The sequence below is a fragment of the Bradyrhizobium sp. 21 genome, assembly GCF_023073335.1.
Lineage (GTDB): Bacteria > Pseudomonadota > Alphaproteobacteria > Rhizobiales > Xanthobacteraceae > Bradyrhizobium.
Genome location: NZ_JADPJG010000026.1, coordinates 21,371 through 45,131, shown reverse-complemented (window position 1 = coordinate 45,131; position 23,761 = coordinate 21,371). Strand labels below are relative to the sequence as shown.

The 23,761-nt window shown below is 65.1% G+C and carries 28 protein-coding genes; 15 read left to right on the top strand and 13 right to left on the bottom strand.

Translation table 11 applies throughout. The features are described from left to right. Nucleotides 1–72 precede the first annotated feature (72 nt). The 3 genes from IVB31_RS21410 to IVB31_RS21400 are packed head-to-tail and all read left to right on the top strand — an operon-like array spanning nucleotide 73 to nucleotide 1,307. Nucleotides 73–408, top strand: coding sequence for a metalloregulator ArsR/SmtB family transcription factor (locus IVB31_RS21410; protein WP_247326772.1), 336 nt, complete (start codon nucleotides 73–75; stop codon nucleotides 406–408). Then, nucleotides 405–869, top strand: a complete 465-nt coding sequence (locus IVB31_RS21405; protein ID WP_247326770.1) for an SRPBCC domain-containing protein — start codon at nucleotides 405–407, stop codon at nucleotides 867–869. The genes IVB31_RS21410 and IVB31_RS21405 overlap by 4 nt, the downstream gene beginning before the upstream one ends. 24 nt (nucleotides 870–893) lie before the next feature. Next, nucleotides 894–1,307, top strand: coding sequence for a GFA family protein (locus IVB31_RS21400; RefSeq protein WP_247326768.1), 414 nt, complete (start codon nucleotides 894–896; stop codon nucleotides 1,305–1,307). A 161-nt stretch (nucleotides 1,308–1,468) separates the two neighbouring features. Here IVB31_RS21400 and IVB31_RS21395 read toward each other — a convergent pair whose 3' ends face one another. Together IVB31_RS21395 and IVB31_RS21390 are read right to left on the bottom strand one after the other, a co-directional pair. After that, nucleotides 1,469–1,879: a DUF2000 family protein gene (locus IVB31_RS21395; protein ID WP_247326766.1), complete on the bottom strand. Its 411-nt coding sequence runs from the start codon at nucleotides 1,877–1,879 to the stop codon at nucleotides 1,469–1,471. A 64-nt stretch (nucleotides 1,880–1,943) separates the two neighbouring features. Continuing rightward, the gene (locus IVB31_RS21390) at nucleotides 1,944–2,333 is read right to left on the bottom strand and encodes a DUF4189 domain-containing protein (protein ID WP_247327667.1); all 390 of its coding nucleotides are present in this window, start codon (nucleotides 2,331–2,333) and stop codon (nucleotides 1,944–1,946) included. A gap of 182 nt (nucleotides 2,334–2,515) precedes the next feature. On the opposite strand from IVB31_RS21390, the gene IVB31_RS21385 reads away from it, so the two are divergent. Beyond that, entirely contained in the window at nucleotides 2,516–3,007 is a 492-nt protein-coding gene (locus IVB31_RS21385; RefSeq protein ID WP_247326755.1) for an avidin/streptavidin family protein, read from the top strand. A 48-nt stretch (nucleotides 3,008–3,055) separates the two neighbouring features. On the opposite strand, the gene IVB31_RS21380 is transcribed toward IVB31_RS21385, so the two are convergent. The 8 genes from IVB31_RS21380 to IVB31_RS21345 all read right to left on the bottom strand — a co-directional run bounded on the left by IVB31_RS21380 (nucleotide 3,056) and on the right by IVB31_RS21345 (nucleotide 9,889). Beyond that, on the bottom strand, nucleotides 3,056–4,660 hold the full coding sequence (locus tag IVB31_RS21380; protein WP_247326745.1) for a molybdopterin-binding/glycosyltransferase family 2 protein: 1,605 nt from the start codon (nucleotides 4,658–4,660) through the stop codon (nucleotides 3,056–3,058). Next, a complete protein-coding gene (locus IVB31_RS21375; RefSeq protein ID WP_247326743.1) occupies nucleotides 4,657–5,358 on the bottom strand; it encodes an XdhC family protein in 702 nt (233 codons plus the stop codon). The genes IVB31_RS21380 and IVB31_RS21375 overlap by 4 nt, the downstream gene beginning before the upstream one ends. Nucleotides 5,359–5,360: 2 nt before the next feature. Continuing rightward, nucleotides 5,361–5,684, bottom strand: coding sequence for an XdhC family protein (locus IVB31_RS21370; RefSeq protein ID WP_007602422.1), 324 nt, complete (start codon nucleotides 5,682–5,684; stop codon nucleotides 5,361–5,363). Nucleotides 5,685–5,694: 10 nt separating this feature from the next. Then, nucleotides 5,695–6,897, bottom strand: coding sequence for a VWA domain-containing protein (locus tag IVB31_RS21365; RefSeq protein WP_247326741.1), 1,203 nt, complete (start codon nucleotides 6,895–6,897; stop codon nucleotides 5,695–5,697). A 70-nt stretch (nucleotides 6,898–6,967) separates the two neighbouring features. Further along, entirely contained in the window at nucleotides 6,968–7,906 is a 939-nt protein-coding gene (locus IVB31_RS21360; RefSeq protein WP_247326740.1) for a MoxR family ATPase, read from the bottom strand. A gap of 61 nt (nucleotides 7,907–7,967) precedes the next feature. Beyond that, complete coding sequence (locus IVB31_RS21355; protein ID WP_247326737.1) at nucleotides 7,968–8,774, bottom strand: xanthine dehydrogenase family protein subunit M; 807 nt, start codon at nucleotides 8,772–8,774, stop codon at nucleotides 7,968–7,970. Between the two features lie 33 nt (nucleotides 8,775–8,807). Next, complete coding sequence (locus tag IVB31_RS21350) at nucleotides 8,808–9,293, bottom strand: (2Fe-2S)-binding protein (protein ID WP_247326734.1); 486 nt, start codon at nucleotides 9,291–9,293, stop codon at nucleotides 8,808–8,810. 149 nt (nucleotides 9,294–9,442) lie between these two features. Beyond that, a complete protein-coding gene (locus tag IVB31_RS21345) occupies nucleotides 9,443–9,889 on the bottom strand; it encodes a carbon monoxide dehydrogenase subunit G (protein WP_247326732.1) in 447 nt (148 codons plus the stop codon). A gap of 170 nt (nucleotides 9,890–10,059) precedes the next feature. On the opposite strand from IVB31_RS21345, the gene IVB31_RS21340 reads away from it, so the two are divergent. The 3 genes from IVB31_RS21340 to IVB31_RS21330 all read left to right on the top strand — a co-directional run bounded on the left by IVB31_RS21340 (nucleotide 10,060) and on the right by IVB31_RS21330 (nucleotide 12,723). Beyond that, nucleotides 10,060–11,415 carry a 3-carboxy-cis,cis-muconate cycloisomerase gene (locus IVB31_RS21340; RefSeq protein ID WP_247326729.1) on the top strand — a complete coding sequence of 452 codons (1,356 nt, stop codon included), beginning with the start codon at nucleotides 10,060–10,062 and terminating at the stop codon, nucleotides 11,413–11,415. Between the two features lie 27 nt (nucleotides 11,416–11,442). Further along, nucleotides 11,443–12,225 carry a 3-oxoadipate enol-lactonase gene (gene pcaD / locus IVB31_RS21335; protein ID WP_247326714.1) on the top strand — a complete coding sequence of 261 codons (783 nt, stop codon included), beginning with the start codon at nucleotides 11,443–11,445 and terminating at the stop codon, nucleotides 12,223–12,225. A 105-nt stretch (nucleotides 12,226–12,330) separates the two neighbouring features. Then, a complete protein-coding gene (locus tag IVB31_RS21330) occupies nucleotides 12,331–12,723 on the top strand; it encodes a carboxymuconolactone decarboxylase family protein (RefSeq protein ID WP_039152041.1) in 393 nt (130 codons plus the stop codon). Here IVB31_RS21330 and IVB31_RS21325 read toward each other — a convergent pair. Beyond that, nucleotides 12,685–13,209, bottom strand: coding sequence for a hypothetical protein (locus IVB31_RS21325; RefSeq protein WP_247326702.1), 525 nt, complete (start codon nucleotides 13,207–13,209; stop codon nucleotides 12,685–12,687). The two genes, IVB31_RS21330 and IVB31_RS21325, sit on opposite strands and share 39 nt — an antisense overlap. Before the next feature lie 189 nt (nucleotides 13,210–13,398). Beyond that, nucleotides 13,399–13,560 (bottom strand): hypothetical protein, encoded by a 162-nt coding sequence (locus tag IVB31_RS21320; RefSeq protein ID WP_247326700.1) that lies wholly within the window; start codon nucleotides 13,558–13,560, stop codon nucleotides 13,399–13,401. A 262-nt stretch (nucleotides 13,561–13,822) separates the two neighbouring features. Here IVB31_RS21320 and IVB31_RS21315 point away from each other — a divergent pair, with 262 nt between their 5' ends. The 5 genes from IVB31_RS21315 (at nucleotide 13,823) to IVB31_RS21295 (ending at nucleotide 18,920) form a co-directional block, all read left to right on the top strand. Next, nucleotides 13,823–14,740 carry a branched-chain amino acid ABC transporter permease LivH gene (locus IVB31_RS21315; protein ID WP_247326698.1) on the top strand — a complete coding sequence of 306 codons (918 nt, stop codon included), beginning with the start codon at nucleotides 13,823–13,825 and terminating at the stop codon, nucleotides 14,738–14,740. A gap of 30 nt (nucleotides 14,741–14,770) precedes the next feature. Next, nucleotides 14,771–16,072 carry a high-affinity branched-chain amino acid ABC transporter permease LivM gene (gene livM / locus IVB31_RS21310; RefSeq protein ID WP_247327665.1) on the top strand — a complete coding sequence of 434 codons (1,302 nt, stop codon included), beginning with the start codon at nucleotides 14,771–14,773 and terminating at the stop codon, nucleotides 16,070–16,072. Beyond that, nucleotides 16,069–16,902, top strand: a complete 834-nt coding sequence (locus IVB31_RS21305; RefSeq protein WP_247326692.1) for an ATP-binding cassette domain-containing protein — start codon at nucleotides 16,069–16,071, stop codon at nucleotides 16,900–16,902. Before livM ends, IVB31_RS21305 begins: the two co-directional genes overlap by 4 nt. Next, nucleotides 16,899–17,642: an ABC transporter ATP-binding protein gene (locus tag IVB31_RS21300; RefSeq protein ID WP_247326689.1), complete on the top strand. Its 744-nt coding sequence runs from the start codon at nucleotides 16,899–16,901 to the stop codon at nucleotides 17,640–17,642. Before IVB31_RS21305 ends, IVB31_RS21300 begins: the two co-directional genes overlap by 4 nt. 159 nt (nucleotides 17,643–17,801) lie before the next feature. Next, nucleotides 17,802–18,920, top strand: coding sequence for a branched-chain amino acid ABC transporter substrate-binding protein (locus IVB31_RS21295; RefSeq protein WP_247326686.1), 1,119 nt, complete (start codon nucleotides 17,802–17,804; stop codon nucleotides 18,918–18,920). Nucleotides 18,921–19,018: 98 nt separating this feature from the next. On the opposite strand, the gene IVB31_RS21290 is transcribed toward IVB31_RS21295, so the two are convergent. Beyond that, nucleotides 19,019–19,405 (bottom strand): response regulator, encoded by a 387-nt coding sequence (locus IVB31_RS21290; protein WP_247326672.1) that lies wholly within the window; start codon nucleotides 19,403–19,405, stop codon nucleotides 19,019–19,021. 211 nt (nucleotides 19,406–19,616) lie between these two features. Here IVB31_RS21290 and IVB31_RS21285 point away from each other — a divergent pair, with 211 nt between their 5' ends. Genes IVB31_RS21285 through IVB31_RS21275 form a run of 3 tightly spaced genes read left to right on the top strand, consistent with a single transcriptional unit; the run spans nucleotide 19,617 to nucleotide 23,758 of the window. After that, nucleotides 19,617–22,442 (top strand): PAS domain S-box protein, encoded by a 2,826-nt coding sequence (locus IVB31_RS21285; protein WP_247326669.1) that lies wholly within the window; start codon nucleotides 19,617–19,619, stop codon nucleotides 22,440–22,442. Nucleotides 22,443–22,500: 58 nt separating this feature from the next. Then, entirely contained in the window at nucleotides 22,501–23,535 is a 1,035-nt protein-coding gene (locus tag IVB31_RS21280) for a P1 family peptidase (RefSeq protein WP_247326666.1), read from the top strand. Nucleotides 23,536–23,545: 10 nt separating this feature from the next. Continuing rightward, nucleotides 23,546–23,758: a KTSC domain-containing protein gene (locus tag IVB31_RS21275; RefSeq protein WP_247326663.1), complete on the top strand. Its 213-nt coding sequence runs from the start codon at nucleotides 23,546–23,548 to the stop codon at nucleotides 23,756–23,758. Nucleotides 23,759–23,761: the final 3 nt, after the last annotated feature.

Sequence of the window (23,761 nt, the reverse complement as noted above, 5' to 3'; positions counted from 1 at the left end):
CAGCGATGCAGGCCCATTCAGCACATGAATTAGCATTGACTAATGCATTAGCAATCGCTAATTGAATTGCCCATGATCGAAGCCGCCCCAATTACCGTCACCACCGTGATGCGCGCCCTCGCCGATCCGACCCGCCGTGCCGTGTTCGAGCGCGTGTTCGAGAGCGAGGAGATCAGCGTCGCCGAGCTCACGCGCGGCAGCGGCGTCACCCAAGGCGCGATCTCGCAGCATCTGAAATCGTTGAAGCAGGCCGGCCTCGTCGCCGAGCGCGCCGAGGGCCGCAACGTCTATTACCGCGCCGCGCCGCTAGGACTCGAGCCACTGGTCACCTGGATGGACCATTACGGCGTGTTCTGGCGCGAGCGCTTCCAGAACCTGCGTGACCTCTTGAAGGAGATCGACCCGTGAGTGCAGCCGAATTGAAAGCCGAGACAAAAGATATCGTGATCGACGAGGTCTTCCCTCACGCGCCCGAGGCGATCTGGAAGACGCTGACCAGCGCCCAGTTGATCGCGCGCTGGCTGATGCAGCCGACCGGCTTTGAAGCGGTCGAAGGCAAGGCCTTCACGTTCCAGACCACGCCGGGGGGCGACTGGGACGGCGTGATCCATTGCCGGGTGCTGGAGGTCGTGGCCAACAGGCGCCTCGTCTACGCCTGGAAGGGCGGCGACGAGCGCAACACCGGCTACGGCGCGCCGCTCGACACTGTCGTGACGTGGTCCCTCACCCCGGTCGAGGCCGGCACGCGGATCCGCCTGGTCCATGCGGGCTTCGTCATGCCGAGGAACGAGTCTGCCTACACGGTCATGAGCGGCGGCTGGAAGAAGGTGGTCAAACAGCTCGACGAAATCAGCAGCCAAGAGACTTGAAGCAAGGACTGAGGAGATATCGCGATGACCAAGCCCTATACCGGCGGCTGCGCCTGCGGCGCGATCCGCTATTCGATCGCCAGTGAGCCGTTGTTCAGCAATCACTGCCAGTGCCGGGATTGCCAGCGGGAGAGCGGCGGCGGCCACGGCTCGTACATGACTTTCGCGCGCGCCGGTGTCACGGTGACGGGCGAGGCAAAACACTGGGACATGGTCGGCGACAGCGGCAACGTGAAGACGCGCGGCTTCTGCAGCCAGTGCGGCGTGCCGGTCTACCTGACCTTCGCGGCAATGCCCGACATCTTCACCGTCCGTGCCGCAGGGCTCGACGAGCCCGCCCGCTACAAGCCGCAGGTGGTGACTTACGCCGCACGCGGCCATGACTGGGATCGTCTCGATCCCGACCTGCCGACATTCGCAGGCATGCCGCCGGGATGAATAGCCGCGCGGAAGGTGCGCTCCCTCTCCCGCTTGCGGGAGAGGGTTGGGGAGAGGGTGTCTCCGCAATGGGACGATCCCCAAGTGGAGAGAGCCCTCACCCGGCGCTACGCGCCGACCTCTCCCGCAAGCGGGAGAGGTTGAACAAACAGCACCTGCATTCAACCGTGAAATTTCAACCCGTCGACGATCTTGTCGATCACCTTGCGCTCGGCGCGCATGGCGATCCCAACCAGTTTCAGGTCGGCGCGCGCGACCGCCCTCACCGCCTCGCGGTTGGCGGCATCATGCGTCGTCTTGAACATCTCTTCGGTATAGACCGCAGGGGTGACGTTGCGGGTCAGCGCACGGTCGAGCGCGCGCGACAATGCGGGACCGTCGGCGCCGTAGATCAGGATCGGCTGGCCAATCAGGGACAGGTATTTCGTCCCCGAGCCGTCCTCATAATTCTCGCCGATACATTCGGGAAAGGTGGCGGCGATGCCGCCTGAGAGGAAGGATGCGACGTTGAGCTTCTGCCACGCTTCCAGGTCGGTGCGGATCACGACCGCGATCTTGGTGTCGAATTGCATGTAGTTCCCTTATGGATCCCCGGGCTCGATGCTACGCATCGCCCCGGAATGACGGTAAGAGGAATCAACCCTTGGCGTCGCAGGCCCAGGCGCGGATCACGCATTCCTTGCCGCCGAATTTGTAGCATTCGCGCGTGGCGGCATTGAGCGTGGCCGAGATCTTCGGCTTGACTGCATAGCCATAGGCGCCGCAGGGATTGGACAGGTCGACCGACATCGCGGCGCAGGCGCGCTTCATCGTCACGGTCGTGCAATCGCCCTTGCACTGCTTCTGCGCCGCCGCGCGAGCCTCGTGCTCGGCCCCGTAGTCAAAAGCCTGGCCATAGGCGCCGCACTTGCCGACCGCAAATGCACCGGCAGCGTGCGCATCCGTGATGTGGCGGGCGCCCGCGACACAAACCGACAGCGCAAAGAAAAACATCGCGCAACGGCGCGCGACGACGTTCGAAGCCATGGAAAAACCCCTCCCCCCAAGGCAGGTGGAGGCAACTCTAAGCGCCGGTCGTTTCCACTTGGTGAACGCGTGGTTGAAAAGCCGTGCCGGAACAGCGGCATGAATATACACTTTATAGTTGTGTTTTTCAATTCCGTTATTTAAGGTCGTGAAGCTCAAGCAGAGAGCCGGAGGAAGCGACCATGCGCCACATCAATGCAATGCTGTTCGGAATGCTCGCGTCGGCCTGTCTCATCGGGCTTTCGCCCGCGCAGGCGCAGACAGTGAACTGGACCTGGACAAATCAGTACGGCTCGACCCTGGCCATCACCAACTTCAACACGACTACAGGTGCCATCACGGGGACCTATACCAACAACGCGGCGAACAGCTGCGACGAGGGTAAGCCGCAAGGCGTGACAGGTTGGCTGGCCTACGGCAACACAGGCACCGCAATCAGCTTCTCGGTGAACTTCCTCAGCTGCGGATCGACCACCGTGTGGACCGGACAATTGAACAATTCAACGGGATTCCAGGGATTGTGGTATTTGTCCCTCGCGGAAACCGTCGCGTGGAACGGCGTCAGCGCGGGTGCCGACACGTTTACGTTCAACAGCGGCGACAAGGCGCTGTTGACGAAGAGCGGTGTCGCTCTCAACGCCAGCGTCGAGAAGTTATCGAATACCAAGAAATAGGCGAGGCCCGCGACGTCGGCGCTATGCGCCTTGCTCTCTACGGCAGCGTCAGCCCCGCCGTGCCGCTTCCAGCGCCTGCGGCGTGTCGATGTCGAGGAAGGCGCTCTCGCCGTCGACCTGCACCTCGGACACCGCCTCGGTGTGCTTGGCGATCAGATGCCGCGCGCCGACGTCGCCGTCGAGCGTCATCAATTCCTTGAAGAAGCGGCGCGACCACAGCACGGGATTGCCGCGGCGGCCCTCGCTCACGGGTACGACGATGAGATTGCCGCGGTCCGGCGCAAAGCCGTCAATGAGGCGGTCGATCAGGCCGGCGTCGATCAGCGGCATGTCGCCGAGGCACACCACGGCGCCGTCGGACGTCTCGGGGACAGCCGCGATGCCGGCCTTGACCGAGCTTGCGATCCCGCCGGCGAAATCCGGATTCTTGACGAAGCGCACCTTCAAGCCTTGCAGCGCCTGCTCGACCAGCTCGGTCTGATGGCCGGTGACGACGATCACCTCGGATGCTTTTGACGCCAGCGCCTGTTCGGTCGCAATCCGCACCAGCTTCTTGCCATCGAGCTCGGCCAAGAGCTTGTTCGGTCCGCCCATGCGGGTCGAGCGGCCCGCCGCCAGCACGATGGCCGTGACCTGGCTGTTGCCTTCGATCTCGGGTTTTGCGCGCGGCTGCGGGCGGGTGACGATCTCCATCAGAAGGCCGCCGACGCCCATACTCATCAGCTCGGAGCGCGTTACCTTGATGCCGGCGAGGAGCCGCATCAGCACCCAGTCGAACCCGTTCTCGACCGGCGAGCGTGCGCAGCCCGGCGCGCCCAGCACCGGCACCCCGCCGGCGCGCGCGATCAGCAAGAGATTGCCGGGGTCGACCGGCATGCCGAAATGCTCGATCTCGCCGCCGATCCCCGTGACGGCCGCCGGGATCACGTCCCGGCGGTCGGCGATCGCGGACGCGCCGAACACGATCACAAGCTCGGCGCCGAGCCCGAGCAATTCCTTGATCGCGGCCGACAATGCGTGTTCGTCATGCTGCACGCGCCGCTCGGCGATGATGCTGGCTCCCGCCGGCGCAAGCCGCTCGGCGGTCACACGCAGCGTCTTGTCGACCACTTTTGAGGAGAGGCCCGGCAGCAGCGTCGAGACGATGCCGACGCGCTTGATGACGTAGGGCGCAATTTTCAACACGTCGCGGCCAGCGGCCTTCACCGCGGCGTCGCGCAGATCTCCTTCGACGCCGAACGGGATGATCTTGACGGTGCCGACCATCTCACCCTCGACCACCGGCTTGTAGGCGGTGAGCGTCGCAAAGGTGATGGCCTCGTCGATATTGTTGATGCGGTCGACCGCGGCGCGGTCGATCACCAGCACGCCGGGGCTTGCAGCGAACAGATTGGCACGGCCCGTGAAGGCGCGCTCGACATGGATGCCCTCGCCGCCGACGGCGAGCGCGATGCTGGCGGCCGCGGCGTCCTCGGAGACGTCGCCCGCCTCCATCCGCACCACCACGACGTCCTTGATCCCCGCGCGTGTCAGCGCTTCGACTTCGGCAGGCCCGATGGTCGTGCCTTTCTTCAGCACCAGCGGCCCCTGGCGCAGGGTGTGGACGGTCACCCCGCCGATCGCGTCCTTGGGGCTCGCCGGGCCAAATTTCATGCCGCTTCTTCTTTTTCTTTAGGCGGTAGCCGAAGGACTGCCGTGATCTCGGCCATGATCGACACCGCGATCTCGGACGGCGAGACCGCGCCGATAGCAAGCCCGATCGGCGCGTGGATGCGCGCAATGTCAGAGTCCCTGGCGCCCTGCGCCCGCAGCCGGTCGCCACGCTTGGCATGCGTCTTCCGCGATCCGAGTGCGCCGATATAGAAGCAGTTGCGCTCGAAGGCATGCAGCAGCGCGGGGTCGTCGATCTTGGGATCGTGCGTCACCGCGACGAAAGCCGTGTAGGCATCGACATTGAGGGGCGGCAGCGCCGTGTCGGGCCATTCCGCGACCAGCGGAATGTCGGGGAAGCGCTCGGGGCTCGCAAACGCCGTGCGGGGATCGACGACCGTCACGTCATAGCCGAGCGAGCGCGCCAGCGGCGCCAAGGCCTGGCTGATATGGACCGCGCCGACGACGACGAGCTTTGCGGTCGGCGCATGGACGTTGAGGAACAGCTTTTTGCCGCCGGCCTCGACATTGGCGCTCTTGCCCATGCGAAGCTGCTTGTCGAGCTCGGCGCGCAATGGATCCTTGTCAAAATCCTTCGCCTTCACCAGGCGCTGCTCGCCGCTCTCGGTGTCGGTCACCAGGATCACCGGCCGGCGCGCGGCGCGCTCGGCGTTGAGTTCGTGCAAGATTGCGAGCTTCACGGCTAGCCGACCTTCTCGACGAAGACGCGGATGGTGCCGCCGCAGGACAGCCCGACATTCCAGGCGGTCTCGTCGGCCACCCCGAACTCCAGCATCCTCGGCTTGCCGCTCTGGATCACGTCCATGGCCTCGGTGACCACGGCGCCCTCGACGCAGCCGCCGGAGACGGAGCCCAGAAACGTCCCCTCGTCGTTGATGACGAGGCTCGAGCCCGCCGGGCGCGGGGCCGAGCCCCAGGTCTCCACCACGGTCGCCAGCGCGACGCCACGACCGGCCTTCTGCCAGTCCTCCGCCGCCTTCAGAATATCCTCGTCGCGATCGAGCATGGTGGACCTCTCAGGCTGCGGAGCGGATCAGGCTGCGGTGGTGCGGCGGCAGCGGCCGGGAGAGCGTGGTGATCAGCTCCTGGATCGAACTCAAATTATGTACCGGGCGGAATTCGTCAACGTGCGGAAGCATCATTTTGATGCCTTGGGCCTTGGCCTCGAAGCCGCCGAACCGCAGCAGCGGGTTCAGCCAGATCAGCCGCCGGCAGGAGCGGTGCAACCGGTCCATCTCGAAGGCGAGCTTGGAATCGGCCTCCCGCTCCAGCCCGTCGGAGATCAGCAGCACGATGGCGCCCTGGCTCAGCACGCGGCGCGCCCACAATTTGTTGAAGTTGTGCAGCGAGGCCGAGATCCGCGTGCCGCCCGCCCAATCCTCGACCGAGGCCGAGCAGCTCGCCAGCGCCTCGTCAGGGTCGCGCTGGCGCAGCGCGCGGGTCACGTTGGTCAGCCGGGTGCCGAACAGGAACACCGAGACTCGCTTGCGGGCGTCGCCGACGGCATGGAGGAAATGCAGGAACAGGCGGGTGTACTCGCTCATCGAGCCCGAGATGTCGAGCAGCGCGACGATCGGCGCCGGCTTCTCGATCCGCCCGAGGCGATGGATGTCGATGATATCGCCGCCGGTGCGCAAGGACGCCCGCAGCGTGCGGCGCAAATCGATGCGCAGGCCATGGGGATCAGGCCGGTGCCGGCGCGTCAGCAGCTCGGCCTGCGGCAGCCGCATCCGCTCGATGGCGCGGAGGGCCTCGGTGATCTCCGCCGCGCTCATCTGCGCAAAGTCCTTCTTCTGAAGGATCTCCTTGTCCGAGACCGAAAGGCGCAGATCCTGCTCCTGGTGGTGCGGCGTCTCCGTCATCCGCGGCTGCGACATCGCCTCCTGCACGCGGCGCGAGCCGGCCTGCGGCTTCTTCTTGGCCTGCTCCGGCAGCGGCACCGAATCCAGCATGTGCTTCCACTCTTCCGAGGCGCGGAAGAACAGGTTGAAGGCCTGCCTGAAGATAATCGCATGCTCATGGCGCTTGACGAAGATGGCCTCGAGCGTGGTGAAGACGTCGGCGCGGTTGCCAATGTCGATCACTTGCAGTGCGCTCATGGCATCGATGACGGCGCCCGGCCCGACCGGCATGCCTGCCGAACGCAATGCGCGGGCAAAGCCGACGATGTTGTCGGCGAACTGCTCGGTCTGCTCAGGCGCGAGGTGGTTGATGGCCATGTTTCAGCACTCTCACTCGTCATCCCGTCGCGGCGCGCCGAATGACGAGCTCAGCCGTGACGCGGAAGCGTCAAGTCTCGCTCGTCGCGTCCTTCAGCACCTTCTGCAGGGTGTCGCCCTGCATCCGGGTGATGTCGTCCTGGTACTTGAGCAGCGCGCCCAGCGTGTCGCCGACCACTTGCGGGGTCAGCGAGCGGGCGTCGAGCTCGGACAAGGCGGTGGCCCAGTCGATGGTCTCGGCGACGCCCGGCGATTTGTAGAAATCCTGGTTGCGCAGTGCCTGGACGAAGCGCACGACCTGCTGCGACAGTTTTGCGGAGATCCCGGGCACACGCGACTTGACGATGGCGAGCTCGCGATCGGCGGCGGGATAATCGACCCAGTGGTAGAGACAGCGCCGCTTCAGCGCGTCGTGGATCTCGCGGGTACGGTTGGAGGTGATGATGACGATCGGCGGGCTCGGTGCCTTCACCGTGCCGAATTCAGGGATGGTGATCTGGAAGTCGCTGAGGATTTCCAGGAGATACGCCTCGAACGCCTCATCGGCGCGGTCGAGCTCGTCGATCAGCAGCACCGGCGGGCCGGCGACGTCGGGCTCGAGCGCCTGGAGCAGCGGCCGCTTGATCATGTAGCGGTCGGCGAAGATGTCGGACGACAATTGATCGCGATCGGTGTCGCCGGCGGCTTCCGCCATCCGGATCGCGATCATCTGCGCGGCGCTATTCCACTCGTAGACCGCCGAGGAGACGTCGAGGCCTTCGTAGCATTGCAGGCGGATCAGCTTCCGCCCCAGTGCCGCCGACAGCACTTTTGCGATCTCGGTCTTGCCGACGCCGGCCTCGCCTTCCAGAAACAGCGGCCGGCCCATGCGCAGCGACAGATAGGTCACCGTAGCCAGCGATCGCTCGGCGAGATAGCCGCGCGACGTCAGGAGTTCGTGCATCGCATCGACCGATGCCGGCAATACAATTGTAGTATTGGCACCGGACGTATTGGCCGCTGAAGTCATGAAAAAGCCAGTCTCGCTACGCCCTCACCGGGGACAAGTTTGGCCGAGGCGTGAGGTTCACTCACTCCTTGGCGTTGGCGGCGTCGAGGGCGCGCCGCGTCAGCACCCCGATCAGGTGCGCGCGGTATTCGGCGCTGCCGTGGATGTCGCTGTTGAGGCCGTCCGCCGGCACCTCGATGCCGTCAAGCGCCTTCGCGGCAAAGCGCTTCTTCAAGGCTTCCTCGAACGCGGCGACGCGGAACACGCCTTCGGAGCCGGCGCCTGTGACCGCGACCCGGACGTCGGAGGGACGCCGCGCCACGAACACGCCGACCAGCGCGTAGCGCGAGGCCTGGTTGCGGAACTTGATGTAGGCCGCCTTCTTGGGCAGCGGGAACATCACCTTGGTGATGATCTCGTCGGCTTCCAGCGCCGTCGTGAACAGGCCCTGGAAATACTCTTCTGCCTTGAGGCGGCGCTTGTTGGTGACGATGGTGGCGCCGAGCGCGAGCACCGCGGCCGGATAGTCCGCGGTCGGATCGTTGTTGGCGAGCGAGCCGCCGATCGTGCCCTTGTGGCGCACGGCGGGATCGCCGATCTGGCTGGCAAGGTTCGCCAGCGCCGGGATCGCCTCGCCGACGATGGCGGAGCTTGCGACCTCGGCATGCCTGGCGGTGGCGCCGATCACCAGCGCGCGGCCCTTCATCTCGATCGTGTTCAGCCCCTCGATATGGGAGAGGTCGACCAGATGCGGCGGGCTGGCGAGGCGCTGCTTCATCACGGGGATCAGGGTGTGGCCCCCGGCGATCACCTTGGCGTCTTCGTTCTTCACCAGGAGGTTGGCGGCCTGCCGCACGGTCCCGGGGCGATGGTATTTGAATTCATACATCTGAATGTCCTGATCGCAGAATGCGCGCGCGGTTTAGGCGAGGTCGGATTTCGCCATCGCCTTGGCGCCGGCGGAGATCGAGGTCACGATGTTCTGGTAGCCGGTGCAGCGGCAGAGATTGCCTTCCAGCTCCTCGCGGATGGTGTGGTCGTCGAGCTCATTGCCCTTGCGATGGACGATGTCGATCGCGGTCATGATCATGCCGGGCGTGCAGAAGCCGCACTGCAGGCCATGGTGCTCACGGAAGGCCTCCTGCATCGGATGCAGCGGCGCGCCGTCGGCGGCCAGTCCCTCGATCGTCTTGACGTCATGGCCGTCGGCCATCACGGCCAACGTGGTGCAGGATTTCACGGCCTTGCCGTCGAGATGTACGACGCAGGCGCCGCACTGCGAGGTGTCGCAGCCGACATGGGTCCCGGTCAGGCGCAGATTCTCGCGCAGGAGCTGCACCAACAGGGTGCGGGGATCGACATTGGCCGTAACAGGATTGCCGTTCACGATGAGGGAGATTTTTGCCATAAGCACTCTCTATCAGCGCCCCGACGGGTCCCGTCGAAGCGGTTCTTATAATTATTCCAACCCATCATATGGGCCATTATGCCCCGGGGCAACATCACCGGGAACGCAAGGCGCCATGCCGAAAGGCGCAATGCTTGAGGTATCGGCCCTCAGCCCTGGACTGCCTTGGCGAAGTTCGCGAAAAATTCGTCGGCCAGTTTCTTGGCGGAGCCGTTGATCAGGCGCTGGCCGAGCTGCGCCAACTTGCCACCGATCTGTGCCTCGACCTCGTAGGACAAAAGCGTGCCGCCGTCCTTCTCCGCGAGCTTGACCACCGCGCCGCCCTTGGCGAAGCCGGCCACTCCGCCCTCGCCTTCGCCGGAAATCTTGTAGCCGTTGGGCGGGTCGAGATCGCTCAGCGTGACCTTGCCCTTGAAGCGCGCCGACACCGGGCCGACCTTCATTTTCGCCGTCGCACGAAAGCCGCCGTCGTCGGTCTTCTCCAGCTCCTCGCAGCCGGGGATGCAGGCCTTCAGCACCTCGGGATCGTTGAGCTTGGCCCACACGGCCTCGCGCGGCGCCGCAAGCTGGACTTCGCCGTTCATCGTCATGGCCATGGGGTGCCTCCCGGGATGCGTCACTCTAATGCTGCTCAAGTAACGCACGGAGGCCGCAAAGGAAAGGGTGGCGCCCGGTCACGTGCAATGCATATTCGCGACTGCAAAAAGCTTGCGCGGCCGGTTTGGGATTGGCACAGCCGCGGCATGGTGATTAGGTCCGGCGCAACATGAGCACAGCCCTTTCCCCCCTGCTTGCGCCGATGCTGTCGAGCCCGGCCATGCGCGCCGTCTGCGACGACCGGTCCACGCTGCAGAACATGCTCGATTTCGAGGCAGCTCTGGCCCGGGCCGAGGCGGCCACTGGGGTGATTCCCGCTTCCGCCGTAGGGCCGATCGAAGCCGCCTGCAAGGCCGATTCCCTCGACATGGCCGCGCTGGCCGAAGCCGCGACCCGGTCGGGCAATCTCGCGATTCCTCTGGTCAAGGCGCTGACCGCCAATGTCGCGAAGGCCGATGCCGAAGCTGCGCGCTACGTGCATTGGGGCGCGACCAGCCAGGACGTCATCGACAGCGCGACCATGCTGACATTGCGTGCCGGCATCGACGCGCTCGACGCCGACCTCTGCCGCGCCATCAAGGGCTTTGCCGCGCTGGCGCGCAACCATCGCAACACCGCCATGGTGGCGCGGACCTGGCTCCAGCACGCCCTGCCAATGCCGTTCGGGCTGAAGGCCGCCGAATACGCCGCCAGCCTTGCCCGCGCCCGCTGCCGCCTGCGGCGGCTTCGCCGCGAGGGCCTGGCGGTGCAATTCGGCGGCGCGGCCGGCACGCTCGCGGCCCTCGGCGACAAGGGGCTCGCTGTGGCCGAACGGCTGGCGCAGGAGTTGAACCTGCCGCTGCCGGAGGCGCCCTGGCACACCCATCGCGACCGCGTCGCGGAGGCGGCTTCGGCCTTCGCGATTCTCGCCGGAAGCTGCGGCAAGATCGCGCGCGACGTCTCGCTGATGATGCAGACCGATGTCGGCGAAGCTTTTGAACCCGCCGGCGAAGGCCGCGGCGGCTCCTCGACCATGCCGCACAAGCGCAATCCGGTTGCCGCCGCAAGCGCGCTGGGTTGCGCGACCATGGCGCCGCAGCTCGCCGCGACCATATTCGCTGCTCAAGTGCAGGACCACGAGCGCAGCGCCGGGCCGTGGCACGCGGAATGGCCGACGCTGCCGCAATTGATGCTGGTCACCTCGGGCGCGCTCGCCGCCATCGTCGACATCGCCGAGGGCCTCGACGTCGACGCCGCGCGCATGCGCAGCAATCTCGATGCGACCCACGGCCTGATCATGGCGGAAGCCGTCACCTTTGCGCTGGCCGAGAAGATCGGCAAAAGCGACGCGCATCATCTCATCGAAGCCGCGAGCAAGCGCGCGGTCGCCGAGAAGAAGCATTTGCGCGAGGTGCTGTCGGCCGATTCGCAGGTCACCGCGCATCTGACGCCGGAAAAAATTGCTTCATTGTTCGAGCCGATGGCCTATCAAGGGGTTTCCCAAGCCCTGATCGACCGGCTGCTCGACAGCCTTGACCGCGAATAAAAGCCGCAAATACGACGGAGACGCCGCATGCCCATGATCGATGCCGACGGTTGCCTGATCAACGTCTCCGTCGAGGGCCGCGACGGCGGGCCGACCTTGATGCTCTCCAACTCGCTCGGCTGCACGCTGCAGATGTGGGAGCCGCAGATGAAGGCGCTGACGCAAATATTCCGCGTCATCCGCTACGACCGCCGCGGCCACGGCAAGTCCAACGTGCCGCCCGCGCCCTATACGCTGGAGCGCTTCGGCCGCGATGTGCTGGCAATCCTCGACGATCTCAACATCGAGAAGGTGCATTGGTGCGGCCTGTCGATGGGCGGCATGGTCGGGCAATGGCTGGGCGCGAATGCACCTGAAAGATTCGGCAAGCTGATTCTCGCCAACACCTCCTGCTATTATGCCGAGCCGACCAAATGGCTCGAGCGCATCGACGCGGTGAAGAAGGGCGGCATCGCCGCGGTCGCCGACGCCGTGATCGCGGGCTGGCTCACCCAGGATTTCCGCGAGCGCGAACCAGACATCACAGCCAGGATGAAGTCGATGCTGCTCGCCACCCCCGTCGAGGGCTATCTCGCCTGCTGCGAGGCGCTGTCGACGCTCGACCAGCGCGCGCTGCTGCCGAAGATCAAGAGCCCGACGCTGGTGATCGCCGGCCGCCACGACATGGCGACGCCGATCTCGGCGGGCGAACTGATCCGCTCGACCATTCCCGGCGCGAGCATGACCATCATCGACGCTGCCCACATTTCCAATGTCGAGCAGCCGCACGCGTTCACCGACGCTGTGGTGGGTTTTCTGACGCAAAGGTAGTTTCGCAGCTCGTCATTGCGAGCGCAGCGAAGCAATCCAGGCTGTTACCGTGGACGCATTTCTGGATCGTTTCGCTGCGCTCGCAATGACGGAGGAGGACAACACATGGACGACCAGAAGCGCCGCGATGCCGGCATGAACGTGCGCCGAAAAGTGCTGGGCAATGCCTGGGTCGACAAATCGATCGCGGGCCGCAACGCGTTCAACACCGATTTCCAGGACATGATCACGCGGTATGCCTGGGGCGAGATCTGGACGCGGCCGCATTTCGACGAGCGCACGCGGCGGGTGCTGGTGATCGGCACCATGGTCGCGCTCGGGCAATGGGACGAATTCCGCCTGCATGTGCGCGCGGCGCTCGCCGAGGGCGGTTTCACCCCCGACGACATCAAGGAAATTCTGCTGCAGCAGGCGATCTATTGCGGCGTGCCGGCGGCGAACCACGCCGTCAAGGAAGCCTCAGCCATTGTGCAGGAGCTCGGCCTGCTCAAGAGCTAGCGGCGCGGCAGTCTCGACGGTCTTCGGCGCCGGCTCGGGCCGTTCGATCACCACCACGATGGCGGCACCGAGCAGCAGCAGGAGCTCAGTGGCGTGCAGCCGCAGCGCAGCCATCTCGCCGACCTTCGAGGCCATCACCATGCTTGCAAACGAGATCAGGCTGCCGATCGCGAGCGCAATGCCGAGCGCCTCGTCGCTGCCGCCGTTCTTGCGGACGCGCGGGATGCAGAGCAGCGCAAGGTAGATCGCAAAGAACGCCACCACGGTCAGCCGCCCCAACGCCAGCAGCCAGGCGGCGCGCACGGTGTCCATACCCGCCATCTGGAGATGGTCGCTGAGGAACAGGGCCACCGCGATGCTCGGCCGCTCGTAGAGCCCGTGCACCGGTGCCACCATGATATTGAAGGCAACGAGGGTCCAGGCCGGGATGAAATAGGCCGCCAGCAGCACGCCGTTGACCGAGCCGATCCGCCAATTTCCGAACATGCCGCTTCCCGCTTCGCTTGGCCCGCGCCTTCGATGGAAGGCTTGCCGGGGAGCTAACTCGCATCAGACTGTGGCGGCAATTTAAACCCTTTGTTTACCTTAACTGCCCTGACGGGCGGAGCGCCAAAGAAGCCAAGAAAAAGGGCCCCGCCTTTCGGCGGGGCCCTTTCTCACTCCCGGATTCCCAAACTACTTGTTGTCCTGACCGCGCTGGCCACCCTGCTGCTGGCCGGGCTTATCGCCCTGGCGCTGCGGATCCTGCTGCTGCTGCCCGGGTTTCTGGCCGCCGCCCTGCTGCTGACCGGGGTTCTGGCCCTGCTGGCCCGGGTTCTGGTTCTGCTGCTTCGTCATTTCGGGGAACTCCCTTGTTGGACGTCAGAGGCGAGACAACGGCTGGCATCGCACTTGGTTGCTTGCGGAACCGGGTTCCGCCAAAGCGGGGGAACCCGAGTGTCAAATGATCTCTGTACAAGCCTCCAGGCGGAGACCGGCCCGGTTGCAGCCGCCAGTTCCCTCCTGTTACAAAACCAGGAATGCTCAAGGGCTGCCGGGGCCCGAGAACTCTTCAAAGAGCTCCCTTGGAGCCCGCGTCAGGTTTGGGTAACGGCAGCCTATGGATTATTTCACCCAGCAGCTCATCAATGGCCTCGTGCTCGGCTCCATCTACGGCCTGATCGCGATCGGCTACACGATGGTCTACGGCATCGTCGGCATGATCAACTTCGCTCATGGCGACGTCTTCATGATCGGCGGGTTCATCGCCCTCATCACCTTCCTGCTCCTGATCTCGACCGGCCTGACCGCGATCCCGGTGATCCTGCTGATCGTGCTTCTGGTCTCGATGGCGATCACGGCACTTTACGGCTGGACCATCGAGCGCATCGCCTACCGGCCGCTGCGTCATTCCTTCCGCCTCGCCCCGATGCTGTCGGCGATCGGCATGTCCTTCGTGCTGACCAATTATTCGCAAGTGGCGCAAGGCGCCCGCGTCAAGCCGATCCCGCCCTTCATCACCGGCGGCTACACGCTGCACGAGAGCGCGGATGGCTTCGTCATCCAGCTCTCCAACATCCAGATCATGGTGGTCGTCACCACCATCGTGCTGCTGGCGATCTTCACCTGGCTGGTGTCGCGCACCCGGCTCGGGCGCGACATGCGTGCCTGCGAGCAGGACCAGACCATGGCGGCGCTGCTCGGCGTCAACGTCGACCGCACCATCTCCATGACCTTCGTGATCGGTGCTGCGCTCGCCGCCGTCGCCGGCCTGATGTACCTGCTCTATTACGGGCTGGTCGATTTCTTCATGGGCTTCGTCGCCGGCATCAAGGCGTTCACCGCCGCCGTGCTCGGCGGCATCGGCTCGTTGCCCGGCGCCATGCTCGGCGGGCTCGCGATCGGGTTGATCGAGACGTTCTGGTCGGCCTATTTCTCGGTCGAGTACAAGGACGTGGCCGCGTTCTCGATCCTGATCGTCGTGCTGATCTTCATGCCGACCGGCTTGCTCGGCCGCCCCGAAGTCGAAAAAGTCTGACGGGATGGCCGCGTGACAGCTCCCTCGACCATGACGCCCAAATCCGCGACGGGCATCCCCGCTCTCCTGAAGACCGCCTTCGTCAACGCGCTGATCGCGCTGGTGCTGTTCTCGCTGATGGTCGGCATCCGCACCGAGGCAGGCTCCGACGGACAGCTCACCTATTGGACGCGCTTCGGCGAGGTCGCAGCGCTCGTCGCCGCCGTGTTCGGTGGCTCGATCGTGATCGAGCTCTTGCGGCAATGGATCGGCCCGGCCGGCGCCGACAAGCTGGTGCCGCCGGTGGTGCAGAGCGGCATGTCGTTCGTCGGGCGCTATCTCGCGCCGGTGCTCCTGGTCTTCACGGTGATGGTGCCCGTGATCTTCTACGACCAGCGCTACATCCTCGATCTCGGAATCCTCGTGCTCACCTATGTGATGCTGGGCTGGGGGCTCAACGTCGTGGTCGGCCTCGCCGGCCTGCTCGATCTCGGCTACGTCGCCTTCTATGCGGTCGGCGCCTATTCCTACGCGCTGCTTGCCACCAATTTCGGCTGGTCGTTCTGGGTCTGCTTGCCGCTTGCCGGCATCCTCGCCGCATTCTGGGGCGTGCTGCTCGGCTTCCCCGTGCTGCGCCTGCGCGGCGATTACCTCGCCATCGTGACACTCGCCTTCGGCGAGATCATCCGCCTCGTCATCATCAACTGGCAGGACCTCACCGGCGGCCCCAACGGCGTCTCCGGCATTCCGCGCCCCTCCTTCTTCGGCATCCCGCTCGACAACAGCGACAGCGGGCTCGCGGCAAAACTCGGCATCGAGTATTCGTCGAGCCACCGCATCGTCTTTCTGTTCTATCTGATCCTGGCGCTTGCGCTGCTCACCAACTGGGTCACCATCCGGCTGCGCCGCCTGCCGATCGGCCGCGCCTGGGAGGCCTTGCGCGAGGACGAGGTCGCCTGCCGCGCGCTCGGCATCAACACCACGACCACCAAGCTCACGGCATTCGCGACCGGTGCGATGTTCGGCGGCTTTGCCGGCGCCTTCTTCGCCACCCGCCAGGGCTTCATCAGCCCGGAATCCTTCACCTTCCAGGAATCGGCGCTGGTGCTCGCCATCGTCGTTCTCGGCGGCATGGGCTCGCAGCTTGGCGTGGCGCTCGCCGCGCTCGCCATGATCGGCGGCTTCGAGCTGTTCCGCAGCCTCGAGACCTACCGCATGCTGGTGTTTGGCATGGCCATGGTGCTGATCATGATCTGGCGGCCGCGCGGGCTGATCGGCCATCGCGCACCGACCGTGTATCTGACCAAGGCGCAGGCGATCTCCTCCGACCTCGTCAAGGAAGGGCACGGATGAGCGGCGACAAGATTCTCAGTGTCGACCGGCTCGCCATGCGCTTCGGCGGCATCGTCGCCGTGCAAGACCTGTCGTTTGCGGCCGAGCGGAAGAAGATCACCGCACTGATCGGGCCGAACGGCGCCGGCAAGACCACCGTCTTCAACTGCATCACCGGCTTCTACAAGCCGAGCGGCGGCACCATCCAGCTGACGCATGACGACGGCCGTGTGATCGCGCTCGAGCGGCTGAACGATTTCCGCATTGCCAAGCAGGCCAAGGTCGCGCGCACCTTCCAGAACATCCGCCTGTTTCCCGGCATGACCGCGCTGGAAAACCTGATGGTGGCGCAGCACAACGCATTGATGCGTGCCTCCGGCTTCACCCTCCTTGGTCTCCTTGGCGTCCCCGCCTATCGCGACGCCGAAAAGCGCGCCATCGATCTCGCCACCGACTGGCTCAAGCGGGTCAATCTGCTCGACCGCGCCGACGATGCCGCCGGCAATTTCGCCTATGGCGACCAGCGCCGGCTCGAGATCGCGCGCGCGATGTGCACCGAGCCCGCGCTTCTGTGTCTCGACGAACCCGCCGCCGGTCTCAATGCGCGCGAGAGCGCGGCCTTGAGCGAGCTCCTGCTGTCAATCCGCAACGAGCTCGGCACCTCGATCCTGCTGATCGAGCACGACATGTCGGTGGTGATGGAGATCTCCGACCACATCGTGGTCATGGACCATGGCGTCAAGATCTCTGAGGGCTCCCCGCGCGAGGTCCGCGACGATCCCAAGGTGATCGCCGCCTATCTCGGCACCGACGAGGAAGAAGCCGTAGCCGTGATGGAGAGCGGGTCGTGACGTCGGCATCCGCTCCCCTGCTCGCGATCCGCAGCCTTCGCGCTGCCTATGGCAAGATCGAGGCGCTGAAGGGCGTCGACGTCGAGATCAACGCCGGCGAGATCGTGGCGCTGATCGGTGCCAACGGCGCCGGCAAGTCCACGCTGATGATGACGATCTTCGGCAAGCCGCGCGCCCGCGCCGGCCAGATCCTGTACGAAGGCCGCGACATCACCGACGTTCCCACCCACGAGATCGCGCATTTGCGTATCGCGCAATCGCCGGAAGGTCGCCGCATCTTCCCGCGCATGAGCGTGGCCGAAAACCTCCAGATGGGGGCGGACGCCACCGAATGTACCGATGCCGAACGCGAGGCGACGCTCCAACGCGTGTTCACGCTGTTTCCGCGGCTGAAGGAACGCTACGCCCAACGCGGCGGAACCCTGTCCGGCGGCGAACAACAGATGCTGGCCATAGGCCGCGCCTTGATGAGCCGTCCTCGCCTGCTCCTGCTCGACGAGCCCTCGCTTGGGCTGGCGCCGCTGATCGCGCGCCAGATTTTCGACGCGATCCGCACCCTGAACCGGCAGGACGGCCTGACCGTTCTGATCGTCGAGCAGAACGCCAACCATGCGCTCAAGCTCGCCCATCGCGGCTATGTCATGGTCAATGGCCTGATCACGCTGGCCGGGACCGGCGCCGAGTTGTTGCAGCGCCCCGAGATTCGCGCTGCCTACCTCGAAGGCGGCCGGCACGGCTGAGGCCGCCCAAGAACGAACCCGTGCGGCAGAATGTGGCGAGATATCTCCGCCGATGCCCGTATTTTGCCGGTGACTTCTCCGGAGATTCATTCAAGATGGCGCCGGTTTGAACCGGGCGCGCCCGGCAACTTCCACAGGCGACCACCCTCGAGGTATCTCATGAAATCACTGAAGCTCATCGGTCTGGCATTCGGCGCGTCGATCGCGCTGTCGAGCGCGGCGTTCGCGCAGGATGTCACCGTCGCAGTCGCAGGTCCGATGACCGGCGGCGAGTCCGCCTTCGGCCGCCAGATGAAGAACGGCGCCGAGATGGCCGTGGCCGACATCAACGCCGCCGGCGGCGTCAACGGCAAGAAGCTCGCGCTCGACGTCGAGGACGATGCCTGCGATCCGAAGCAGGCGCGCTCGGTCGCCGAGAAGATCGCCGGCGCCAAGATGCCATTCGTCGCCGGGCACTATTGCTCGTCGTCGTCGATACCGGCTTCGGAAGCCTATGCCGACGGCAACGTGCTCCAGATCACCCCCGCCTCCACCAATCCGAAGTTCACCGATAGCGGACTGTGGAACGTGGCGCGCGTCTGCGGCCGCGACGACCAGCAGGGCCTGGTCGCCGCCCAGTACATTGCCAAGAACTACAAGGGCAAGAACATCGCGATTCTCGACGACAAGACCACTTACGGCAAGGGTCTCGCCGACGAGACCAAGAAAGCCCTCGTCAAGGCCGGCGTCACCGTGAAGCTCTCCGAGTCCTACAACAAGGGCGACAAGGACTTCAACGCGATCGTCTCGCGCCTGAAGCGTGACAACATCGACCTCGTCTATGTCGGTGGTTATCATCAGGAAAGCGGTCTGATCCTGCGCCAGATGCGCGACCAGGGCCTCAAGACGATCCTGATGGCCGGCGACGCGCTCGCCGACAAGGAGTACGCCTCCATCACGGGCCCGGCGGGCGAAGGCACGCTGTTCACCTTCGGCCCCGATCCGCGCAACAAGCCGACCGCGAAGAAGATCGTCGACGCCTTCAAGGCGAAGAACATCGACCCCGAAGGCTACACGCTCTACACCTACGCGGCGATGCAGGTCTGGTCTCAGGCGGCCAAGAAGGCTGGCACCACCGACTCCAAGAAGGTCATGGCGGCGATCAAGGCCGGCAAGTGGGACACCGTGATCGGCCCGATCGAGTATGACGCCAAGGGCGACATCAAGCAGCTCGACTACGTCGTCTACAAATGGGACGCCAAGGGCGGCTACACCGAGATCAAAGGCAACGGCACTTAAGCACCACACTTGCCGGGCCTGAAGGCCTCATCCGTCATCACAGCGCCCCGGCTTGCCCGGGGCGTTTCGTCTTGCAGCAGGGTAGATTGCGGCGGGGGTCAGACGGCTGCCGGCAGCTCGCCGTCCGCCGCGGCCTGGGCCTTCCGCAGGGCTTGAAGAAGATCATTCGGCCGAAACGGCTTTTGCAGGCAGACCACGTTGGCGAGGTGGGCCGATTGTTCCATGAAGTCCAGCGCAGTCATCCCCGACACGGCGACGACCGGGAGCCTCGGTGCAAGCTCGCGCAGGGTCGCGATGACCTCGACGCCGCTGGTGTCGCCGAGGAAGATGTCCACGATGGCCGCGTCGAAGGCGGCCTCCGTGAAGGCTTTCACCCCCGCCGCGCCGCTGTCGGCCTCAACGACCTCGTAGCGGTTGACGCGCAGCACGATCGCGACCATCGCACGGACGTCCTTCTGGTCGTCGATGATGAGAACGCGGGGCATGGGGAACAACTCCCGGATCCTGAAATCAAAATGCCTGATTCAAACCTGGAACCCGCAGCGGCGGAAGGGCATTATGGCACCATCCAGTAAAGCGCATCTTACCCGGTCCCTAGTGCGCGTTCCCAACAAAATTAAGTAAGCTGTAACCTTCGGTTGAGTCGCGGCGGGTTTTGTCATGATGCGTGCCCGAAACCCGCTACGATTGGGCCAAATGAGATTGGCAAAGATGCTCAAGACCGATCTGCGAAAGCTGGACGTGTCCGCGACGACCGATCGAAACACGTTCCTTTCGACATTGCCGGTCACCCCGACCGACCGCACCGCAGCATTGGTGATCGTGGGCATCTCTGCGATCCTGTTCGCACTGGCGGTACCGTTCGCAGGTATCCCGCTGCTGCCTGTGCCGGCCTTCGTCGCCAGCTATCAATCCGCCCTCGCCGTCGCAGACATCATCACCGCGGTCCTGCTGCTGTCGCAGTTTGCGGTGCTCCGGACCCGCGCGCTGCTCGTGCTCGCGACCGGCTATCTGTTCACCGCCGCGGCGGCCACGGTCCACGCCCTCACCTTCCCCGGACTTTTTTCCCCGACCGGGATGCTGGGTGCCGACCGGCAGACCACGGTCTGGCTCTACATGATCTGGCACGGCGGCTTCCCGCTCTGCGTGCTGGCCTATGCCTGGTTGAAGGAGGCCGACGGCGGTGCCCGGATCGCGGGCTCGGCAAGCAAGGCGATCTACGCGAGCGTGCTCGGCGTCGTCGCGACCATGACCGCCTTGACCTGGATCGTCACCGCCCAGCACGACCTGCTTCCGGTCCTGCTGCGCGATGGCCGCTACACGCAGATCATGATCGGGGTGGTGTCCTTCATTTGGTCCTTGAGCTTCGCCGCGCTGGTCTCGCTGTGGTTCCGCCGTCCGCATTCGATCATGGACGTCTGGCTCATGGTCGTGATGTGCGCCTGGCTGTTCGACATCGCGCTGTCGGCGATCGTCAACGTCGCGCGCTTCGATATCGGCTTCTACGCCGGCCGCCTCTACGGCCTCTGCGCGGCGACCTTCGTGCTTGCGGTGCTTCTGATCGAAAATGTCCGCCTTCAGGCGCAGACCGTGGGCCTCGTCGGCAGGCTTCGCCAGCAGTCGGCATTGGATCGCGACTACTACAGCAAGCGCCTTGCCCTGTACGGCGCCGTCGTCGAATCCGCCAATGATGCCATCATCACGAAGACGCTCGACGGCGTCATCACGGGCTGGAACAAGGCCGCCGAACATCTGTTCGGCTATTCCGCCGTGGAGGCCATCGGCAAGCCGATCGACATCATCGTGCCGGACGACCGCAAGGCCGAGGTCAGGGGTATCCTGAACCGGGTCGGCGGCAACGAAACGATCGCCCAGCACGAGACGGTGCGCATCCGAAAGGACGGCCGTCGGCTCGACGTCGTCCTCAATATTTCTCCGCTCAAAACAGCCGGGGGCGAGATCATCGGCGCCTCCAAGATCGCCCACGACATCACGGAAGACAAGCAGGACCGGGAGAAACTACGCCGCGAGATCGAGGAGCGGCAGCGCATCTTCGAGACGTCGCAGGATTTGATCCTGGTCACCGACGGTTTTGGCAATTTCGTCCAGGTCAGCCCGAGCGTGAAGACCATCCTCGGCTTCAGTCCGGAAGATCTGATCGGGCACAGCGCGACCGAATTCATCCACCCTGATGACCTCGAGAAGACGCGGGACGAGATGCGCGCCGCACGGCGTGGCGCGGCCACACGCAGCTTCGAGGCGCGCTACTACCACGACGACGGTCACGAGGTCACCCTGAACTGGCTGGGCACCTGGTCCGAACCGGTCAAGCGCCATTTCTTCATCGGCCGCGATCTTACCGAGAAGCAGGCCGCCGAGGCCCAGTTCAGGCACGTCCAGAAGATGGATTCCATCGGCCAGTTGACCGGTGGTGTCGCCCACGACTTCAACAACGTGCTGACCGTCATCACCGGCACGATCGGCATTCTGGCGGACGCGGTCGCTGACCGTCCCGAGCTCGCCGCCATCACCAAGCTGATCGATGATGCCGCCGAACGCGGCGCGCAACTGACCAAGCATCTGCTCGCCTTCGCCCGCAAGCAGCCGCTCCAGCCCCGCGAAATCGACGTCAACGCATTGACGCTCGAGGCCGCAAAGCTCCTGCATCCGACCCTCGGCGAGCAGATCACCATCATGCCGCAGCTCACCGAGGATGCCTGGCCGGCACTGATCGACCCGGGTCAGCTCTCCACCGCGATTCTCAATCTTGCGCTGAATGCGCGCGATGCCATGCCCGACGGCGGCACGCTGGTGCTGGAGACCCGCAACATCTTCCTCGACGACGGCTATGCCAGCATGAATCCCGACGTGGTGGCCGGCAATTACGTGATGATCGCGGTCAGCGACACCGGCTCCGGAATCCCGCCGGAGTTGATCGATCGGGTGTTCGACCCCTTCTTCACCACCAAGGAGGTCGGCAAGGGCACCGGCCTCGGGCTCAGCATGGTGTTCGGCTTCGTCAAGCAGTCCGGCGGACACATCAAGATCTACAGCGAGGAAGGCCACGGCACGAGCGTGAAGATCTACCTGCCGCGCTCGAGCGGCGTGCAGGAGACCGAGTTCGAGGCGCTCCAGAACGTGCCGATCACAGGCGGCGACGAGAAGATCTTGATCGTCGAGGACGACGCGCTGGTGCGGCAATATGTCGTGACCCAGATCAAGAGCCTCGGCTATGCCGCCCTCGAAGCCGCCAACGCGGCCGAAGCCCTCATCATCATCGACGCCGACAAGGACATCGACCTGCTGTTCACGGACGTCATCATGCCGGGCAACATGAACGGCCGCCAGTTGGCCGATGAGGCGGCTCGCCGCCGTCCCGACCTGAAGACGCTGTTCACCTCGGGCTACACCGAGAACGCCATCGTCCATCACGGCCGGCTCGATTCCGGCGTGCTGCTGCTGGCCAAGCCCTACCGCAAGTCCGAGCTCGCCAAGATGCTGAGGACCGCGCTCGCCGGTTGAGCCTGCGGCATCCCTGCGATATCGCTGAAGCCAACGCCTTTCAGCCTGCGGAGCCGCCGTGAAGAACCTTCTCACCGATATCGCCGGCGTCCGCGTCGGCCACGCTGACGATGCGAAACTCGCCTCGGGCGCGACCGCGATCATCTTCGACCAGCCGGCGGTCGCGGCGATCGACATTCGCGGCGGCGGACCGGGCACGCGCGAGGATGCGTTGCTCGATCTTGCCAGCACGCAAGAGCGCGTCGATGCGATCGCGCTGTCCGGCGGCTCCGCCTTCGGAATCGAGGCCGGCGGCGGCGTGCAGGCCTGGCTCGCCGAGCAGGGTCGCGGTCTCAATATCCGCGGCGCGGTGATCCCGCTCGTGCCGGGTGCGATCATGTTCGACCTGCTCAACGGCGGCGGCAAGGCGTGGGGCCGCTTCGCGCCCTATCGCGATCTCGGCTACGCCGCAGCCTTGGCCGCAAGCCACGATTTCGCGCTGGGCAGCGTTGGTGCTGGCCTTGGCGCCACGACCGCGACCTTCAAGGGCGGGCTCGGCTCGGCTTCAGCGGTCCTCGCCAACGGCATCAAGGTCGCAGCGATCATCGTCGTCAACGCGGTCGGCAGCGCCACCGTCGGCGACGGGCCGTGGTTCTGGGCTGCGCCGTTCGAGGAGAACGGCGAGTTCGGCGCACGCGGCCTGCCGCCTGCGTTCACGCCGGACATGCTGGCAATGCGCATCAAGGGCGGTCCCGCCGCGACCGCCGGCGAAAACACCACGATCGGCCTCGTCGTCACCGACGCGACGCTGACGAAGGCCCAGGCCAAGCGGCTTGCGATGATCGCGCACACCGGATTTGCCCGCGCCATCTATCCGGTGCATGCCCCGACCGACGGCGACGTGCTGTTTGCGGCTGCGACCTGCGCGAAGCCGATCGAGCCGCTGGTCGGCCTCACCGAGCTCGGCACGGTCGCGGCCAACGTGGTCGCGCGCGCAATCGCGCGCGGCGTCTACAGCGCGACGGCGCTACCGTTCCCCGGCGCGCTGCCGGCGTGGAAGGATCGCTTCGACCAGAAACGAAACGGCGGACACGGCGTTACCCTGACAGGCTAAGGTGCACGCCATGCCGTCTTCGGTGATCCGCTTTTTCCGCTATGCGCCCGACACGCGCGAGCTGAAGGTGACTTTCGTGAGCGGGCGCCTCTACGTCTACGAGGACGTTCCGCCCGAGGTCGCCACCGCGTTCAGAAATGTGCGCTCAAAGGGTGCGTTCTTCAACCACGAAATCCGTGATCGTTATTCTTATCGTGACATTACCCACGCGGATGTCGGCTAGCTC